The organism is Corynebacterium tuberculostearicum (genome assembly GCF_016894265.1).
GTDB classification, from domain to species: domain Bacteria; phylum Actinomycetota; class Actinomycetes; order Mycobacteriales; family Mycobacteriaceae; genus Corynebacterium; species Corynebacterium tuberculostearicum_D.
Map to the genome: position 1 here is coordinate 568877 of NZ_CP069791.1, position 17696 is coordinate 586572.

General features: G+C 60.4%; 14 protein-coding genes. 6 read left to right on the forward strand and 8 right to left on the reverse strand.

Going from position 1 to position 17696, the window contains the following annotated elements; genetic code table 11:
• The first annotated feature begins 255 nt into the window (after positions 1–255).
• A complete protein-coding gene (locus I6J28_RS02930; RefSeq protein WP_430516386.1) occupies positions 256–1737 on the forward strand; it encodes an NAD-dependent succinate-semialdehyde dehydrogenase in 1482 nt (493 codons plus the stop codon).
• 263 nt (positions 1738–2000) lie between these two features.
• A complete protein-coding gene (locus I6J28_RS02935; protein ID WP_204610690.1) occupies positions 2001–3212 on the forward strand; it encodes an MFS transporter in 1212 nt (403 codons plus the stop codon).
• A gap of 283 nt (positions 3213–3495) precedes the next feature.
• Here the strand turns inward: I6J28_RS02935 and I6J28_RS02940 are convergent, their stop codons facing one another.
• Positions 3496–4128 carry an MOSC domain-containing protein gene (locus tag I6J28_RS02940; RefSeq protein ID WP_204610692.1) on the reverse strand — a complete coding sequence of 211 codons (633 nt, stop codon included), beginning with the start codon at positions 4126–4128 and terminating at the stop codon, positions 3496–3498.
• 10 nt (positions 4129–4138) lie between these two features.
• The gene (locus I6J28_RS02945) at positions 4139–6712 is read right to left on the reverse strand and encodes a hypothetical protein (RefSeq protein ID WP_204610694.1); all 2574 of its coding nucleotides are present in this window, start codon (positions 6710–6712) and stop codon (positions 4139–4141) included.
• A 173-nt stretch (positions 6713–6885) separates the two neighbouring features.
• Here I6J28_RS02945 and leuS point away from each other — a divergent pair, with 173 nt between their 5' ends.
• Entirely contained in the window at positions 6886–9732 is a 2847-nt protein-coding gene (gene leuS / locus I6J28_RS02950) for a leucine--tRNA ligase (RefSeq protein WP_204610696.1), read from the forward strand.
• Here the strand turns inward: leuS and I6J28_RS02955 are convergent, their stop codons facing one another.
• The gene (locus I6J28_RS02955; RefSeq protein WP_239193660.1) at positions 9733–10374 is read right to left on the reverse strand and encodes a hypothetical protein; all 642 of its coding nucleotides are present in this window, start codon (positions 10372–10374) and stop codon (positions 9733–9735) included.
• A gap of 335 nt (positions 10375–10709) precedes the next feature.
• Between I6J28_RS02955 and I6J28_RS02960 the strand changes: the two genes are divergently transcribed.
• Complete coding sequence (locus I6J28_RS02960) at positions 10710–11168, forward strand: MarR family winged helix-turn-helix transcriptional regulator (protein WP_204610700.1); 459 nt, start codon at positions 10710–10712, stop codon at positions 11166–11168.
• Positions 11169–11246: 78 nt separating this feature from the next.
• Here I6J28_RS02960 and I6J28_RS02965 read toward each other — a convergent pair whose 3' ends face one another.
• Entirely contained in the window at positions 11247–12221 is a 975-nt protein-coding gene (locus tag I6J28_RS02965) for an MDR family oxidoreductase (RefSeq protein ID WP_179387129.1), read from the reverse strand.
• Positions 12222–12299: 78 nt separating this feature from the next.
• On the opposite strand from I6J28_RS02965, the gene I6J28_RS02970 reads away from it, so the two are divergent.
• Positions 12300–12890, forward strand: coding sequence for a VanZ family protein (locus I6J28_RS02970; protein WP_239230143.1), 591 nt, complete (start codon positions 12300–12302; stop codon positions 12888–12890).
• A 149-nt stretch (positions 12891–13039) separates the two neighbouring features.
• Here I6J28_RS02970 and I6J28_RS02975 read toward each other — a convergent pair whose 3' ends face one another.
• The 4 genes from I6J28_RS02975 to I6J28_RS02990 form a co-directional block, all read right to left on the reverse strand.
• On the reverse strand, positions 13040–13792 hold the full coding sequence (locus tag I6J28_RS02975) for a DUF364 domain-containing protein (protein ID WP_204610704.1): 753 nt from the start codon (positions 13790–13792) through the stop codon (positions 13040–13042).
• Between the two features lie 82 nt (positions 13793–13874).
• Complete coding sequence (locus tag I6J28_RS02980) at positions 13875–14849, reverse strand: NAD(P)-binding domain-containing protein (protein WP_204610706.1); 975 nt, start codon at positions 14847–14849, stop codon at positions 13875–13877.
• A complete protein-coding gene (locus I6J28_RS02985; RefSeq protein ID WP_005325921.1) occupies positions 14849–15466 on the reverse strand; it encodes a response regulator in 618 nt (205 codons plus the stop codon). Before I6J28_RS02985 ends, I6J28_RS02980 begins: the two co-directional genes overlap by 1 nt.
• Positions 15459–16559: a sensor histidine kinase gene (locus I6J28_RS02990; protein WP_239454647.1), complete on the reverse strand. Its 1101-nt coding sequence runs from the start codon at positions 16557–16559 to the stop codon at positions 15459–15461. Before I6J28_RS02990 ends, I6J28_RS02985 begins: the two co-directional genes overlap by 8 nt.
• A 153-nt stretch (positions 16560–16712) precedes the next feature.
• On the opposite strand from I6J28_RS02990, the gene I6J28_RS02995 reads away from it, so the two are divergent.
• A complete protein-coding gene (locus tag I6J28_RS02995; RefSeq protein WP_204610708.1) occupies positions 16713–17696 on the forward strand; it encodes an ABC transporter permease in 984 nt (327 codons plus the stop codon).

A 17696-nucleotide genomic window follows, 5' to 3' on the forward strand; every position in this document is an offset into this window, starting at 1 on the left:
AAAACGCCAAAAGGCCCGCAGAATGCGAGCCTAAAAATGGGAGGTGAAATAGGGCCCGCGGGTTACGCGCGCCACCACCAAGCAGTAGTCATCTTCTTCATAGTGGTCATACTAACCTACATTTCTATAGCCTGTCAGGTAATCGATAAAAATATTCATTCTATCCCCCTATGCGCTTGTGCTTGGCGCCGAACCAAGAAAACCAGCTAACGAATCGCGGTACTGTGGAGTGCATTCACGCAATGGAGAAAGGTGATGAATATGAGCATCGATCAGAAGGAACTACTAGCGAAGGTCCCCACTCAGCTTTTGATTGGCGGACAGTGGCGCGACGCGTCCTCCGGCGAGACCTTTGACGTAGAAAATCCGGCGACGGGCGCGACCATCGCCACGCTGTCTTCCGCTAATTCTGATGATGCGGTGGCTGCCCTCGATGCTGCCTGTGCGGTACAAGATGAGTGGGCGCGCACCACCCCGCGCGAGCGCGCCGATATTCTCCGCCGCGCCTTTGAATTGGTACACGAGCGCGCCGATGAGTTCGCCACCCTGATGACCCTTGAAATGGGAAAGCCTTTTGCTGAGTCCCAAGGTGAGGTCACCTATGGCGCGGAATATTTGCGGTGGTTTAGTGAGGAAGCCACGCGCGATTATGGCCGCTACTCCCCTGTCCCGGAAGGCACCTTGCGCATGGTTACTCGCCGCAAGCCTGTGGGTCCGTGCCTATTGATTACGCCGTGGAACTTCCCGCTCGCCATGGCCACCCGAAAGGTTGCCCCGGCCGTTGCAGCGGGCTGCACCATGGTCCTGAAGCCGGCCAAGCTGACGCCGCTCACCGCGCAGTACTTCGCGCAGACCATGCTCGATGCCGGCCTGCCACAGGGTGTGCTCAATGTTGTCTCCGGAAGCTCCGCCTCGGCTATTTCGGAGCCCTTGCTTGCCGACGCCCGCTTGCGCAAGCTCTCCTTCACCGGTTCTACCCCAGTGGGCAAAACCCTCCTCAAGGGTGCCGCGGATAATGTCTTGCGCACCTCTATGGAGCTAGGCGGTAATGCACCGTTCATTGTTTTCGAGGATGCGGATATTGACCAAGCCGTAGCGGGAGCCATGGGTGCGAAGATGCGCAATATTGGCGAGGCCTGCACCGCGGCCAACCGCTTCGTGGTGCACGAGTCCGTGGCGGAGGAGTTTACGCAGAAGCTGGCAACAGAGTTTGAGAAGCTCGTCGTTGGCGATGGCATGGACGAAGGCGTGACGTGTGGTCCGCTGATTGAGGCTAAGGCATTCGATAATGTCGCAGCCCTGGTTGAGGATGCGGTGGACAAGGGTGCGACCGTTGTCACCGGTGGCACTCGCGGCGAGGGCGCGGGCCACTTCTATGCGCCCACAATCCTGAGCAATGTTTCACGTGAAACTCGCGTGGCCCAAGAAGAAATTTTTGGACCGGTCGCGCCCATCCTTACCTTTAAGGATGAATCGGAAGCGCTAGAGATTGCGAACGATACGGAGTACGGACTTGCCTCCTATGTATATACGGAAAATTCCGATCGCCTCTGGCGCGTTGCCGACGGCCTCGAGTTTGGCTTGATGGGATTCAATGCCGGTGTCATCTCCAATGCCGCTGCCCCATTCGGCGGAGTCAAGCACTCTGGTTTAGGACGCGAAGGCGGCGCCGAGGGTATTGAGGAATATACCTCGGTGCAGTACTTGGGTATCCGTGATCCTTATGCCGGTGCCTAGAGATTTGAGCGCTTAACAAGGCGGGAGAAACCAGCCGGGTCCCCTTTTCGCGACCCGGCTCAAGTTACGGCGATTGCCGGTAGCCACCTGCACGAGGGCGGCGTCGATAAGAGCCTGGAAAGCTTTTCAATTAATCTTTGCAGCCTGCGGGGCGTATAGTGCCTCTCCGTATAATTCAATTTCTATTTCCTTCGTCTGCGATGCGCGGCCTTATGGCCAGCGCGTGGAGAGGGAATTTTCTTTTTGTTATTTGGAGTGAGTATATGACGCCTCCCGAATCTGCAGCGGCTAAGCCGCAGCTGATTACGCCTACGTTTGTCCTCGCGTGGGTGGCTAATTTTTGTCAGTTCTTGGTCTTTTACCTGTTCGTAACCACCATGGCCCTCTACGCGGTAGAGAGCTTCGGGGCATCGGATACCGTGGGCGGTTTCGCCTCCAGTGCCTTTGTTTTGGGCGCGACGTGCATGCGCGTGTTCTCTGGCTGGATCGTGGACCGCGTGGGCCACAAGAAGGCGGCCTTGGCTTCCCTAGCCTTCGTCACAGTAGTAGCTGTGGCGTACTTTTTTGCGCATAATGTTGCGGTCTTGATTATCGTGCGAATGGTGCACGGCGCGGCCTATGCCTTGACCTCCACCGCACTTATGGCCGTGGCGCAGTCCGTTATCCCACACGAACGCCGTGCGGAAGGCACCGGATACTTCGCCCTGGGCACTACCCTAGCAACCGCGTTTGGTCCAGCTATCGGCCTGTTATTGGCTAATAACATCGGCTACACCACGCTTTTTGCTGTCGCCCTTGGTGCAAATATTGTTTCCCTGATCCTGGCCTTGGTGCTGCGTTATCCGGCCGAGGTTTCCTCCGAAAAGCCGGCCTTTAGTCTGCGCAATGCCGTGCACCCCAACGTGGTTCCTATCGGTCTATTCATGCTCCTAGTCGGCATCGCCTACTCCGGCGTGGTGACCTACCTCAACGCCTACGCCCGCAAGGAAGACCTGGCCACCGGCGCAGGGCTCTTCTTTATCGGCTATGCGGTCACGATGCTCATCATGCGCTTCTTCTTGGGCCGTATCCAGGACCATAAGGGTGATAATGCCGTAATGTACCTCGGCTTGGCTGCCTTTGTCGTGGCCCTGCTGATCATGGGCTTCCCCACCAATGACGTCATGCTGGTGGTCGCGGGCGCCTGCACCGGCTTGGGTTTCGGCACCCTCAGCCCCGCCTGCCAAGCCATCTCCGTGCGCTCGGTGTCTGCCGCGCAGTTGGGAGCCGGTATCTCCACCATGTTCCTGCTCATGGACCTCGGCATTGGCCTGGCCCCGTTTGGCTTGGGCCCCATCGTTGCGGCAACTGGCTTTGACACGATGTATCTCATTCTCGCGGGTCTCGTGGTCATCGCCGCTATCTACTACTTCTTCGTGCACGGCCGCTTCCCTAAGGCGAAGGGGCACCATCTGAGCTTTGAAGAGGGAAAGTAACACCCTCCTTCGCACTCAGCATGTAAAGCACGCCAGCGCTTAGCGCTGGCGTGCTTTTGTTTTGCGCGCACTCCGGGCAAGAAGAGTGTGCTGGCCTCGCCGGTAAGCTAAAGATCCAGACACAGTCTGCGGTTCCGGAAGTAGAGTATGCGTCGAGACCCGCTGAGCATGGATGTGCTGATTAACGGTCCCGTTGCCTACTGCATGTTTGGGCGCATCGAGTACCGGCGGAACAACGGGACATTGCTGAGCTCGACATGGCGGACTATAAGTGCCTGTGTAACTAGGTTCGAAGCGAGTTCTGTTGGTGAGCGGGCAGGCAGCCAGCGTCGATAACGCGCCGGGCAAGGGCGCGGTCGCCCATCTTGGCGGCAAAGGCGATGCGCATGGTGATGTCGTGGCTGGGTGGGTTATCTAGCTCAATGACGTCGCCGGGACGAATGCGGCCGGGGGAAATGATGCGCAGGTAGGTGCCGCAGTCGCCACGCGCGGTCCAGCGCTTGAGCCAGCCGCGCTCCCCTAGCCAGCCGGCGAAGGTGGCACACGGTTGGCGGGGCACGGATACTTCAAGCACGGCGGTGCCGATGCGCACGCGCTGATTGATGAGCAGAGCAGAAAGATCGATGCCCTGCGTCGTGAGGTTTTCGCCAAAGCCGCCGGAGGCCAGAGGGCGGGAAAGCTTGGATTGCCAGTAATCCAGTTCCTCACGAGAGTAGGCGTAGACGGCCTTATCGTTGCCGCCGTGATGTTTGGTGTCACCAATTATATCGCCGCGCACGCCAGAACCATCGCCATAATGGGGTCCGGGTGCTGCCAGATCGATGAAATCCTGCGGCTTTTTGTCGATGCCTGAGAACTCATGCCGCCCGCTCGGGTCCGGCCGGCGGACGGCGACATTGGTGGAGACGACCTGCATGCCTGTCACCCTAGCTGAGTGTGAGCGCCTCCGCGGTGAGAATATCGCGGTAGAAAAGCTGTGGGGCGAGGGAGACGGCCTCGGCGAGCTGCGGGAGGGCGTCGTCAAGCGTGGCGGCGAAAGCAGGGTCCGCCAGCTTGCCATTGGCCACACCGCGCGCCGTGATGGCAAAGACATAGGAAATAAACGGCATCCAGGCGGAATCGCCGAGCTCCGAATTGCCATCGCCGAAGGCGTCCAGCGCGAGCAGGGTATGCAGGACGGACTTATCGACGCCCAACTGCTGCAGCGTTACCCGCAGCTGCATTGCGGTGCTACGCAGGTTGGAAATGGTGCCCAGGCGGGTGAGCGCAAGGTCATTGGCAAAGCACTCGCGCAGTGCGGCGATGCGGTGGGCATCATCGCAGAGCTGGTCGCTGTCCGTTGCCGGCGTAGGCGCTTCGCCCGTGGCGCTCATCAGCAGCATGGGGCGGGTGACATCGTCGACGCCGGTGGATGGCACGCGCGCGAGGGAGGCGGAGCCGTGGGCTTCGACGTAGTCATGGGCGGCGTCGGCAAGCGCGGCCAAGAGCGAGGAAGGCTCGCCGGCCGGCTCCTCGCGGCGGAAGGTGCGGGAGACCAAGCCGGTGCGAACAAAGGCGCGCATGCGCTGCCCCGGCTCAAAGTCCGCGGCCATAAGGGCATCCATGCTGGCGCGCGGATCGGCCTCAATCTCTTTGATGATTCCCTCGAAGGTTTCCTTGGCCTTGGGTGCGAGGCGGCGCATGGCCGCGTAGGTAGGCCACAGGCCCTCGGTGTTTTCGGTTTCACCGTCGTGGAAGATGATGAGTGCGCTCGCCGGCGGGTACTGCGGCGCGGCCAAGTCGCTGGCCGGCTCATCCTCGCGGAAGTCCACGATGAGGTGGCCGGCGTCCAGCAGCTCCTCGGGCAGCTCAAAGCCTTCCTCAGTGGGCTCCAGCGGTTGCGGCTCGCCCGCAGGATTGCCCAGCGGCCACGCCCAAGCCAGCAGCTCTACCTCCTCCTCATGCGCCTGCTCGGGGATGAGGATGCCGTCCTCAATGGTTGCGCGGGCGACCAACGGTGCCTTGCGCACGGTGGCGATGGCGGCATAAATGAGGTCGCTGGCCGCGGTGGCCTCATATTCCATGACGCGACGCTCAAAGCTGCGCTTCTGGTGCGCTGCGCGCTCCTTTTCCGGCAGTCCTTCGAGGTATTCCTCATAGGACAACGTGGACCACAGGAGGTAGAGCTCCAGCGAGGTCTTCTTCGTCAGCGCCGACTTCAGCGCGCGGTTAGGCACGGACAGGCTGGTGGCGGCCTCCGTAGAGCCATTGGCGGTGACAAGGTCCCTAATCTTCTGGTTTTTATCAATAACCACGAACTTTGCCAGCGGCAGTGGCTCCGGTGAGTGGATGGTAAAAAGTGCATCCGCATCGAGCTGGTCCGCCAGGATGACCTGCTTATCCAGGTAATCCACGGGCTCGGCCGCGGTGCGCTTCACGCGAGTACGAATCGTCGCCGGCTCCACCTGGAAGGTCAGCTCATAGCCGGCCTCACTGCCGACGGTCTCCTCGCGCACGCTCTCGTCCTCGCCAAAGATGCGCTGGCCCTTTTCCATCTGGATAGCCTTGCCCGGCGCAGAAGCCAGGGCATAGCTAAACGGCGAAAGATTGCCCAGGGCATCGATAAAGCGGAAATTGGTGCCGCGCGGGCCCTCGTTCTTGGCACGCATGTGCAGCGACTCCGCAAAATTGAGGTACTGGATATCCACCAGTTCCTCGTCTTTATACAGGGTGAAGCGGTAGCGGCCTACCCAGGGATCCTCGAAGGCGTCTGCGGGAAGCACCTCGTGAATACCCTCCGGTAGTTCATCCTCCAGCACGGCCTCCTCTTCCCCACCGATGGGGACATAGGTCAGCTCCATGCTGAGTTCCGTATTGGCGATGACCCGCGGGGACTGGGTATAGACCAGTTCGCCATCGAGGCCATGGGCATTGGGTAGCGTCTTCACGGCCATGTCCCAGGCAAAGTCAGGGCTGCCGGACACCTTGATGGTCGCGGGTTCCTGGCGCGGAACCTCCACGGTGAAAGACTGGCTGACCTCTACCGGGGCGATGGTCCAGCCCTCCCATGCGCCGTGGGGACGGGCCTCGCCGACCTTGGCCTTGGCTAGCTCCGTGCCGGCGGGGGCGATGAAGGTATAAGAGCCCTTGGCCACCGCGGTGGTGGTATCGATTGGGCGATGGGTGGAATCGAGCAGCAATCCGCCATTGGCCACGCCGGCGAATTCCACGGTGTGCTCCTCAAAGGAGACGCTGAGGTGGCTAAAGGCACGCGGCATGCTGATCCACAAGCCGGGCTCTTCGCCCTCCACGTAGTAGAACTTGCGGGTGTCCTCGCTGCCGTCGAGCAGCTGTGCGGTCACGGTCCACTGGGGATCTTCTGGCTCATAACCTGCGGTTACGGCCGGTAGGTACAGATCCAATGTGTCGGTAGCTGGGGAGAGGCGCAGGTGCGGGATTCCCTGGAATACCGCTGCGTCTGCAAAAGATGATAGCTGGCTGCGAAACTTCTCCTGGCTCATTTACCCCAGCCTAGATCATTTTCATGCAGATCTGCATTTTGGCTGCGAGCGGCGGAAATGACGCGAAAACCGGGGGCGATTACGGCGGGGATTTTGGGTGTGCGTGCCCTGCGGAACGCGGAAAGCGTAGTGAACTACCCCGCGCCGGGATGCGGCTATTACACTGTGTGATTATGACTACCCAGAGCGATTCCACTTCGTACCGCTATACCCCGGAGCTGGCGAACCAGATCGAGAAGACTTGGCAGCAGTACTGGAAAGACAATGGCACCTTTAATGCCCCGAACCCGGTAGGCGAGCTCGCCACCGATGCGGGCGAGTTGCCTAAGGAAAAGCTCAATGTGCAGGATATGTTCCCCTACCCTTCTGGTGCAGGCCTGCACGTGGGACACCCACTGGGATATATTGCCACCGATACTTATGCCCGCTATAACCGCATGCTGGGCAAGAACGTGCTGCACACCTTGGGCTACGACGCCTTCGGCCTGCCGGCCGAGCAGTACGCCATTCAGACCGGTACCCACCCGCGCACCACCACCGAGGCAAATATCGAAAACATGCGCCGCCAGCTGGGCATGTTGGGCCTGGGCCACGATCCGCGCCGCTCTGTGGAATCAACCGATCCGGAATTCTTCAAGTGGACGCAGTGGATCTTCCTGCAGATTTATAACTCTTGGTTCGATGAGGAGCAGCAGAAGGCGCGCCCGATTGCAGAGCTCATCAAGGAACTAGAGGCCAATAAGCGCACCACTAAGGACGGCCGCTACTACGAGGACCTCACCGAAGAGGAAAAGGCCGCGGCCATCGATGAATTCCGCTTGGTCTACCTGTCTAATTCCACGGTGAATTGGTGCCCGGGCCTGGGTACCGTGCTGGCAAACGAGGAGGTCACCGCTGAGGGTAAGTCCGAGCGCGGCAATTTCCCGGTCTTCCGCAAGAACCTCTCGCAGTGGATGATGCGCATTACTGCCTACTCCGATCGCTTGCTGGATGACCTGGAGCTTTTGGATTGGCCGGACAAGGTCAAGTCCATGCAGCGCAATTGGATTGGCCGTTCCCGCGGCGCAGAGGTCTCCTTCCCTGCCGAGGGCTACGAGATCGAGGTCTTTACCACCCGCCCGGATACCCTCTTCGGCGCCGAGTACGTGGTGCTGGCCCCGGAGCATGAGCTTGTCGACGCCCTCCTCTCCCCCATCCCTTATGACGATGACGTGGATGAGCGTTGGACCTATGGCCACGATGATCCGAAGGAGGCCGTGGAGTCCTACCGTACCGATATTGCCGCCAAGTCCGACCTGGAGCGCCAGGAGAACAAGGAAAAGACTGGCGTCTTCCTGGGTACTTATGCCACCAACCCGGTCTCTGGCAAGAAGGTCCCGATCTTCATCGCCGACTATGTGTTGACCGGCTACGGCACCGGCGCCATCATGGCAGTTCCCGCGCACGACACCCGTGACTACGAGTTCGCCCAGGCCTTCGGCCTACCCATTACGGAGGTTGTCTCTGGCGGAAACGTGGAGGAAGAAGCCTGGACCGAGGACGGCGCGTTGGTTAATTCCTCCAACGACAAGGGCCTGGATCTCAACGGCCTGAACAAGCCCGAGGCCATTGCCACGGCCATCGAATGGCTGGAAAAGGACGGCTCCGGCCGGGAAAAGGTGCAGTACAAGCTGCGCGATTGGCTCTTCGCCCGCCAGCGTTACTGGGGCGAGCCCTTCCCCATCGTCTATGACAAGGACGGCTTTGCCCACGCCCTGCCGGAATCCATGCTGCCGGTAGAGCTGCCAGAGGTGGAAGATTATAAGCCCGTTTCCTTTGATCCAGAGGACAAGGACTCCGAGCCACAACCACCACTGGCAAAGGTGCGCGATTGGGTCGAGGTAGAACTCGATTTGGGCGACGGCCCACAGACCTATTTCCGCGATACCAACGTTATGCCGCAGTGGGCGGGTTCTTCCTGGTACCAGCTGCGCTATATCGATCCCCGCAATGATGAGGCATTCTGCGATATCGAGAACGAGCGCTACTGGACCGGCCCGCGTCCGGAGCAGCATGGCCCGCAGGACCCGGGAGGCGTGGACCTCTACGTCGGCGGCGTCGAGCACGCCGTGCTGCACCTGCTCTACTCCCGCTTCTGGCATAAGGTGCTCTTTGACCTGGGTTTTGTTAGCTCCCAAGAGCCCTACCGCCGCCTGTACAACCAGGGCTATATCCAGGCCTATGCCTACACGGATTCCCGCGGCGTGTACGTTCCGGCCGCTGAAGTAGAGGAAAAGGACGGCAAGTTCTACTACAACGGAGAAGAGGTCAATCAGGAGTACGGCAAGATGGGCAAGTCCCTCAAGAACGCCGTTGCTCCGGACGATATTTGCCGCGGCTTCGGTGCCGATACCCTGCGCGTTTATGAGATGTCCATGGGTCCGCTGGATACGTCTCGCCCGTGGGCTACCAAGGATGTCGTAGGCTCCCAGCGATTCTTGCAGCGCCTGTGGCGCCTAGCCGTCAACGAGGACACCGGCGAGCTGGCGACTACCGACGCCGCCTTGAGCGAGGATGACCTCAAGCAGCTCCACCGCACCATCGCGGGCGTGCGCGATGATTACGAGAACCTGCGGCTTAATACCGTGGTGGCGAAGCTCATCGAGTACGTCAACTACCTGACCAAGACCTACCGCACCGAGGCCCCACGCGCCGCCGTAGAGCCGATAGCACAGTTGGTCTCCCCCATTGCCCCGCATATTGCGGAGGAATTGTGGCAGCGCTTCGGCCATGACGAGACCATCACCTACCAGCCCTTCCCCACTTTTGAGGAAAAGTACCTGGTAGACGATGAGATCGAGGTGCCGGTTCAAATCAATGGCAAGGTCAAGGCTCGCATCAACGTTGCCGCTGATGCGGACCAGGACGCGGTCTTTGAGGTTGCCCTCGCCGACGCAAAGATTACTGATTTGACCAGCGGAAAGAACGTAGTGAAGAAGATTTACGTTCCGGGCCGCATGGTCAACCTCGTGGTCAAGTAGTTACTCGTCCCAATATTCCGTGGCGCATAGCGCAATGCCGTGCGCCCGGATCCCCTGGCCTACCTCCAGCTTCTCGTTCACAATGAGCGGGAGGCCGTCGAGGTCGCATACCCAAAACTCCCCCATGCCCAGCTCATTGCTGTGCTTGGCGACGCCCCCGATAGTCCCCGCCACCTCTACCTGCGGGTTAAGCATGCTGGGCTTGAAGTTCCGGTAGAAGCGCTCGGTAGCAGGCGAAGTCAAGGAAAACTCTTCCGGCTCCCCTACCTCGTATTTCAATGCCACAACCGCCGGCCGCACCTGTCCCTGGAGCTTCTCTCCGCCGACCGGGTTGCCTGCTGGCAGGGCAAAAGGCGCATCCGCCAGCGCCGCGAACCGTAAATCCCCCGTTTCCACAATGCCGATATAGGGCGTTGCGCGATATATCGTGCCCGGTGCCTCTTCCCCACCCCGGTACGAAGGCACCGCGGCCCACTCCCCTTCGTATTCCATAGCTGTGACCGCCATGCCGGACGGGTCGGCGTGGAATAGCACTCGATCAAATCCGGGCGCCTCCCACATGTCGTGGTCGGTAGGTAGCTCCGCAACGAGCTCTTCCATATCCGCGAAGTCGAAACCGCACGTGCTAAATAGCTTATCCATGTTTGCCATTCTAAACGCTGCTGTCTTCTCTGCTGGAGCGGTGATTGCGTTCGCAGCCGCATCTTTTCCGCGAGTAGTTGCTTCACTATTTAATTTTCCGTTCAAGAACATATCTACTCAAACAATGGTGGGTTTCAGCAGATAGGTATTCAAAAGCAAAACATAAGTGCTTTCGAGACCAAAGGCATTGGTTTGGGAAATTGTGGAATTCCTATACACACATCACCGTGCAGTAGTGGGAGTTGGTATATCAACTCCCAACAATCCAATGAGTTGCTAGATCAACTTTGCAGTATAGACTGTTGATAGGAGGAGACCGCCAAAGGAGGAATGCGATGCGTGTTGAGCAGAGTGCGGCGTGGGGTGACTTTGTTGCCATGCAGGAAGCGCTCCACGCGCGGCTTTCTGGGGAGTTGCAGAGTGGCTCTAGTTTGAGCGAGGCAGACTACGCGGTCTTGGCCGTGCTGTATCGTCGCCGCCAGATTCCAACACGCCCGCATGAACTGGCGGCAGAGCTTCGGTGGGAGAAGTCGCGGCTGCATCGGCAGTTAGTGCGCATGGAGTCCCGAAAATTGGTTTCCAGGCGCGAGGCGCCGGAGTTGGGAACCCGCGCGGTTGAAGTCACTGTGACGGAAAAGGGAAGTAGTGCTTTCAACGCGGCGATCGCGCGACATACCGCCGCAGTTGAGGAGATCGTGGTGGGTACCCTTAGTGACGAAGACCTACAAACCTTGGGCAGGATTTCCCGCACGTTGCTACGCGGGGTAGTTAAAGAGGGCACGTCGGAAAGCTAGAGCTTCGCGTAGTAACCGGGCATACAAAAAGGCACCCGCCGAGATGGCGGGTGCCGTACAAGACTATGTAGGGGTGGCCTAGGAAATCTTGAGGACGGTGCGTCCGTGGTGGGTTCCCTCGAGGAGGGACTTGGATTCCTCGACAACGTCCGACAGTGGAATCGTATTGGTCAGGGACTTGAGGATGGACAAGTCCAGCTTGCGCGCGAGCAGCTGCCATGCGTTCTGGCGGTAGTGCAGCGGGGCGTCGACAGAGTTAACGCCGGCCAGGTGTACGTTGCGCAGAATGAACGGCAAGACGGTGGTGGGAAGGTCTGGGCCGGCGGCCATACCGGTGGAAGCGACGGTGCCGCCCCACACGGTACGGGCCAAAACATTGGCCAGGACGTGGGAGCCGGAGGTGTCGACGGCACCGGCATAGCTAGCCTTTTGTAGTGGCTTTCCGGCCTCGGCGAACTCGGCGCGGTCCACAATGGTGTGGGCGCCTAGCTCGTGGAGGTACTGGGAGTAGTCATCCGGGCGGCCGGTCATCGCGTGAACCTCGTAGCCGGCATTGGAAAGGAGGTTCACGGCGATGGAGCCCACGCCACCGGTGGCGCCGGTGACCAGGACCGGACCGTCGGGCAGCCCGCGCAGAGAATTAACGCACAGTGCGGCAGTGTAGCCTGCGGTGCCAACGGCGGCCGCCTGCTCTGCGGTGAAGTCCGCGGGCAGGGCGACGGTTGCTTGGGAGTTGACGCGCTGCTTCGGGGTGTAGCCGCCGTGGCGGAATTCACCGAGGCCATCGCCGAAGGATGCTACCAAGGTGCCAACTGGGAGGCGCTCGACGCTAGATTCAGAAACCGTGCCGACCACGTCGATGCCCGGAACCAGCGGGCTGGTGCGCATGACGCCGCGGTCACCTGCGATAGCCATGGCGTCCTTGTAGTTCAGGGAAGAATAAGAAACATCAACGGTAAGGTCGCCCTCGCCGAGGAACTCTCCCTCTTCGAAGGAGGTCGTAACGGACTTATCTTCGTTGCGAGTTACTAGTAGCGTGCTCATGCTCACCATCGTACGTTAAATGTGATGCAGGGATTTAACAGCGAATCTCACGGGGATTTTTCAGACTCGCTTGTTAGCTTGAGCAACATGACGATGACCACGACATCCACCCGCATCTCGCGCCAGGTTGGGGCGCCGGGCGTGCCCGCTCGGCCCACCCTGTGGCGCAATGCCGGTATCGCCTGCGTGGTCGTTTTGATGGCAATCGCCGTAGCTACGGTGGGTAAGCCATTTATTGATATCCCCGGCGTGATCGATGCCAGTGCGCATGCTCGCCGCAGCCTCGATCTGCAGATGTTCAACGGCTTTAATAACCCTCATCCGTGGTGGGGTCCGTGGACCAATACCTTTGGCAATATCGCGCTGTTTATGCCGCTTGGGGCGTGCCTGGTGGTGCTGGGACAGAATTCGCGGCGCGTTCGCTTCGGCCGCGGTGGAACCATCCTTCTGGCAATGGCGCTCAGCCTGGGTATCGAAATTACCCAATACGTATTCTCGTTGGGATTTAGCGATGTCGATGACCTCGTTTTCAACACCCTCGGTGCGTCTGTGGGCGCATTCCTAGTAAGCCGCAGCAGCGCAAAGGCGCAGCTGCGGACTGTACGCGTCATTGGGTGGCTTGCGGCATTGAGCTTGGGTGCATTACTGCTTGCCGTTATGGCCGGGGTAGTTCTCTAGAAACTAGGCCTCGAGCGGTGGGCCTTAGGCTGGTTGGTGTCGCAACTTAGGCGCAACGTGATCCTCGTGCCTTATGTGCGGGAGAAAACCATCGACGAGCTAGCAGAAATCTATGCAGTAGCATGCGAGGCGCTTTTGGAGGCGCGGCCTTAGGCGGATAATTCCACTCGGTGGCCCCAGTCAAACATGGTGGTGCCGGCATCGGTGCCACTTAAGCCCTCGAACATAGCGAGGGGAGAGGTGGGAACCATTCCGGTGACCTGCGATACGCCGTAGTCTTCCAGCAGTACCGGGGCTAAGGGAGTTGATGGGCCTAGGACGACATTGAAGGACTCGCGAGAGAGCTCGAGCAGGCGGGGAGCGGTCTTGTTGACAAAGGCGGAGCCGGTAATGAAGACATAATCGCACTCGGGCAGGATGTATTCGGCGGCGGAATCGGGATAGTCGCCATCATTGAGCGAGCGCTCCAACATATAAAAATCTGCAGCCTGGTTGAGTGCCTTGGGCGCAAAAGGGAAGTGGCCAATGACCGCGACCTTCTTCCCGGCGACGGCGTTGCGGAAGGGATCGAAGATGTGGGGCCAGGGGGCGTCGGCAAGCGCAAAGCCATTCTCGTCGGCCACGGAAGGCGTGGCGTAGTAGGAATTTAGCGCGGCCATGCCGAAGGAAGCCTCCGAGAAATTCCAACTCTTGGCCAGCTGGGCGATGGCGCGTAAAGGAACACCGGAGTACTCGGCGCGCATCTGGGCCGGGCGAGAAGTTGCTGACATGGTCATGGCCATGCCGCAGCTAGGGCTTTCGGTGTATACCCGGGTCCACCGCGGGCCTTGGGCGGCGCGGGAGACCACTATGTCACGGGGAATGGCATCGATGAGGTCATCGTAGAGATCCCAGGCAGACATGTATAAACCAGCTTTCCCACATTGTGTCGCACTCTCTGTGTGAAGGCAGTGTAGTCGAATTAGCTGGGACTAACCTATCGCTTTAGTCACATATATTCGCTACATCGTGCGCGGTTTGCCTGGCAAACGGGCTTACCCCGGTAATGGTTGCGGAGCCAGGGCCGGTCCACGTGCCATAACCCACGAGGAAAAGGCCATCGACGGTGGGGGAGGTGCCATCAAGAAGCCCGCGGATGGGCCGGAGGGCAGGCCGGAAACCGGTGCACCAGATGAGGTGGTCTGTGTTGACCTCATCGAGGGAAGAGAACATGGGGGTGGCCTGCAAGAGTCCGGAATCCCGTGCGCGTAGGACCGGCGGAACCATCACAATATCGCCCAGGTTGGAATCCGCGCCGGGGTCTGGCTCGCCGCGGAGCATGGCGTTGAGGCGGGCGCGATTGCGCTGAAAGAGTACGCGGCCGTCAACATCATCGGGCATCCACCGCGGGGAGCTGCGGGTATACCAGGTGGTCTCCACGCCGGAAAGCAGGAGCTCGGCCGCGATCTGGGCACCGGAATTGGCCGCGCCGACGACCGCCACGGTAGATCCGGCGAAGTCCGCGGGGCCTGGATAGAAGGCGGAATGCCATTGCCTCCCGTCAAAAGTACCGGGGTAGTAGGGGATAAAGGGAGCGGACCACGTGCCCGTGGCCGCCACGACCGTGCGCGCGGTCAGATGCTCTGTACCGGCAAAGACGTGGAAGCACGCGCCGTCATGGGTTACCTCATCCACTGTGACCGGCCGGCGGATGGGCAGTTCATAGCGCTGCTCGTAGCGCGCAAAATAGTCGATGACGTGGCTGGCCGGCGGAAAGCCCTCGTGGTGGGGCATGGGCCATCCCGGCAGGTTAGAGGAGGCGGAATTGCTAAAGAGCGTAAGCGAAGGCCAGGTGTGGCGCCAGGCCGCGCCGGGGCCGGGTTCAGCGTCCAGAATGACAAAATCCAGCCCCTTCTTGCGCAGGTAGTAGCCCACCGCAAGACCCGCCTGACCGGCGCCAATGACTATGCAGTCCAGCATTAAATGAGCTTCCTCTCCCGCGCCACGGTCACCGCGGCGGTGCGAGTTTCCACGCCCAGCTTCTGAAAAATGTGAATGAGGTGGGTCTTGACCGTGGCTTCAGAGATGAAGAGCTGCTTGGCTAGTTCTTTATTGGAGGAACCGGTGGACAGCGCCCGGAGGATTTCTAGCTCGCGGGTGGACAGCGATTCCTGCGGTCGGCCCACGCGCTGGGCCAGGAGGTCCACTACCTCCGGTGCCAAGGTACGGCGGTGCGCGGCGGTATTGAGCACGGCTTCGTGCAGCGCCTGCTCGGGGGAATCTTTAAGCAGATAGCCCATCGCGCCGGCCTCCACCGCGGCAAGGATATCGGCCTGCGTGTCATAGGTGGTCAGGATGAGCACGGGTGGGCCGCCGGCTTCTACTACCCGCTTGGTGGCTGCGATGCCATCCATGCCGGGCATCTGGATATCGCAGACCACGGCGTCTACCTGCGGGGCGTCGTCCGTAAAGAGCTTATCTACATCCGCGCCGGTGGAACCTTCCATGACTACCTCGACATCCGAGAAGGCATTAAGGATGGCACGCAGGCCGGCCCGGACCACTGGGTGATCATCAATCAGCATGACATTAACCATTGCTTTTCTCCTTCAGCGGGATACGGACGGCCAGGGCGGTGCCTTCGCCGGATTCCAGGTTCATGGTGCCGCCCACAGCTTCCACGCGGCCGCGGAGGCCGGTAAGCCCGAAACCATGATCCCTGCCGCTAGGGCGAGGGGAGGCGGATAGTCCGCATCCATTATCAACGACGTCCAAGGTCACCGCATCCTCGAAAAGGCCGAGCGTGACCACGGCGCGCGAGGCGTGGGCGTGTTTGATGACGTTATTCAGGCCCTCTTGCGCGGCGCGCACAACGACCTCTTTGATGCGTTCGGGCACCTTGCCGCTGCCGGAAACCACCAGCTCAAAGGTTGTGTCCTCGCCTAAGGCTTTCACGCGGCTGCGCATCTGGGACAGCAGGGAAGTGAGCTGGGTTTCCAGTCGCTCATCGGGGCCGGCAAGCTCGCGGACGAAGCGGCGGGCCTCAGCCAGGTTTTCGCTCGCGACATCCTCGATAACCGCCAGCTGCTCCTCTTTAGTCGCTGGATCATCGGTGCCGCGGGCCGCGCGGGAGAGCAACAAGATGGAGCTGAGGCCTTGCGCGACGGTGTCATGGATCTCGCGGGAGAGGCGCTCGCGCTCCTCTAGCCGGCCGGCTTGGTGCTCGCTGGCGGCCAGCTCGGCTTGGGTTTCGCGCAGCTGCTTGGCGATGTCCCTGTGGTGCGCCGCCTCTGCCTGCAGCCGCCGTTGGATGAAAAAGACCGTGGCCGCAAAGGCGGTACCGATAAGCGGTCCCACGGCCGCAGCGATGGACCAGCCCTCGGGGTGCAGCCAGGCGGGAATGAATGCCGCTGCTGCCCACAGCACGGCGATGGAGACCAACCCAGGCACGGTGGGCAGGGCACGCAGAAAGACAAAAATGAGCGGGAATTCCAGCCACATGAAATCCTGCGCATGCACCATCAGGCCCAGCCACAGGAGGCATAGCCCACCCAGCCATAACCATGTGGGCAGCCAACGCTGTGCGGCATACACCACGGCGAGGGCGATGGCTAAGCCGATCACTCGGGCGTCGAGCCGGTCATCCACATAGGCGCGCGTCACGCCGAAGACTAGCAGAAACGCGAACATGGCGTGCAGGCCATAAACCCATAATTTTTGTCCCTTAAACACAACCACCCAGGATATCCGCGCACCGGTGGACCGTGAATCAACCACTTGGTTGACTCGAGGTTCAGCGAGCTGGCCGATTACTGCTGACCTGCATAAAGCGAATATAGAACTATGTTCCTAGCAATCAGAGAAATCACCACAGCGCGCGGTCGCTTCGCGCTCATCGGCGGCACGGTTGCGCTCATTACCCTTCTGCTCGTGATGCTCTCCGGCCTCACGGAGGGCCTGTCCAAGCAAAATACTTCCGCGTTGGAGTCCCTGGAAAAGGAGTACCCATATATCTACTTTTCCACCGAGGACCCTTCCTTTAGCGAATCTGAGATGTACGCCGGCGATATCGCCAGCGATGGCATTCCCTTCGGTGCGGCCCAGACCAAGCTGGAGGGCCACGGCGGCGTTGCCGTCCTCAGCCTGCCGGCCGGCACTCAGGTCCCGGGTACCGATAAGACCATTCCGGAGCAGGGCGTGCTCCTGCCCGAGTCCATCGACGCGGCCGATACCGTCACCCTAGGCGGCGCCGACTTTTCGGTGGAGGGCACCGTCCCAGAGACCATGTATTCCCACTCCGAGGTGGTGTGGGCCTCCACCGAGTCCTGGCAGCAGATTAGCCATGCTCCAGAAGGCGTTATCGGCACCGCAGCGCTGTATAAGTACGAGATTCCAGGCTCTGTGAAGGTGTCCACGTCCTTCTCCGGCCTAGCGGCCTATCAGTCTGAGCGCGGCTCGCTGCTTACCATGCAGGGCTTCTTGTACGGCATCTCCGCACTGGTCACCGTCGCTTTCTTGACCGTATGGACCATCCAGCGCACCCGCGACCTATCCATTCTGCGCGCGCTCGGCGCCACCGTGCGCTACCTCTTGCGCGATGCCCTGGCACAAGCCGCCATCATTTTGGCTGCCGGCACCATTGCGGGCGCCGTCGTTGGTTGGGTGCTCGGCGCGCTTGCTTCCGGCACCGTGCCCTTCGATGTCTCCCTGCGCACCATCGCCGTTCCCGCGGTTGGCATCTGGGCCCTCGGCATGGCCGGCGCCCTTATTGCTACCCGCCGGGTAGCTAAAGCCAACCCACTCGATGCCCTTGGAGGAAATGCTTAA

Bases quoted from the DNA above. Each gene is read 5' to 3' on its own strand.
- I6J28_RS02930 (WP_430516386.1), top strand. From the start codon at position 256: ATGAATATGAGCATCGATCAGAAGGAACTACTAGCGAAGGTCCCCACT.
- I6J28_RS02935 (WP_204610690.1), top strand. From the start codon at position 2,001: ATGACGCCTCCCGAATCTGCAGCGGCTAAGCCGCAGCTGATTACGCCT.
- I6J28_RS02940 (WP_204610692.1), bottom strand. From the start codon at position 4,128: ATGCAGGTCGTCTCCACCAATGTCGCCGTCCGCCGGCCGGACCCGAGC.
- I6J28_RS02945 (WP_204610694.1), bottom strand. From the start codon at position 6,712: ATGAGCCAGGAGAAGTTTCGCAGCCAGCTATCATCTTTTGCAGACGCA.
- leuS (WP_204610696.1), top strand. From the start codon at position 6,886: ATGACTACCCAGAGCGATTCCACTTCGTACCGCTATACCCCGGAGCTG.
- I6J28_RS02955 (WP_239193660.1), bottom strand. From the start codon at position 10,374: ATGGATAAGCTATTTAGCACGTGCGGTTTCGACTTCGCGGATATGGAA.
- I6J28_RS02960 (WP_204610700.1), top strand. From the start codon at position 10,710: ATGCGTGTTGAGCAGAGTGCGGCGTGGGGTGACTTTGTTGCCATGCAG.
- I6J28_RS02965 (WP_179387129.1), bottom strand. From the start codon at position 12,221: ATGGTGAGCATGAGCACGCTACTAGTAACTCGCAACGAAGATAAGTCC.
- I6J28_RS02970 (WP_239230143.1), top strand. From the start codon at position 12,300: ATGACGATGACCACGACATCCACCCGCATCTCGCGCCAGGTTGGGGCG.
- I6J28_RS02975 (WP_204610704.1), bottom strand. From the start codon at position 13,792: ATGTCTGCCTGGGATCTCTACGATGACCTCATCGATGCCATTCCCCGT.
- I6J28_RS02980 (WP_204610706.1), bottom strand. From the start codon at position 14,849: ATGCTGGACTGCATAGTCATTGGCGCCGGTCAGGCGGGTCTTGCGGTG.
- I6J28_RS02985 (WP_005325921.1), bottom strand. From the start codon at position 15,466: ATGGTTAATGTCATGCTGATTGATGATCACCCAGTGGTCCGGGCCGGC.
- I6J28_RS02990 (WP_239454647.1), bottom strand. From the start codon at position 16,559: ATGTTCGCGTTTCTGCTAGTCTTCGGCGTGACGCGCGCCTATGTGGAT.
- I6J28_RS02995 (WP_204610708.1), top strand. From the start codon at position 16,713: ATGTTCCTAGCAATCAGAGAAATCACCACAGCGCGCGGTCGCTTCGCG.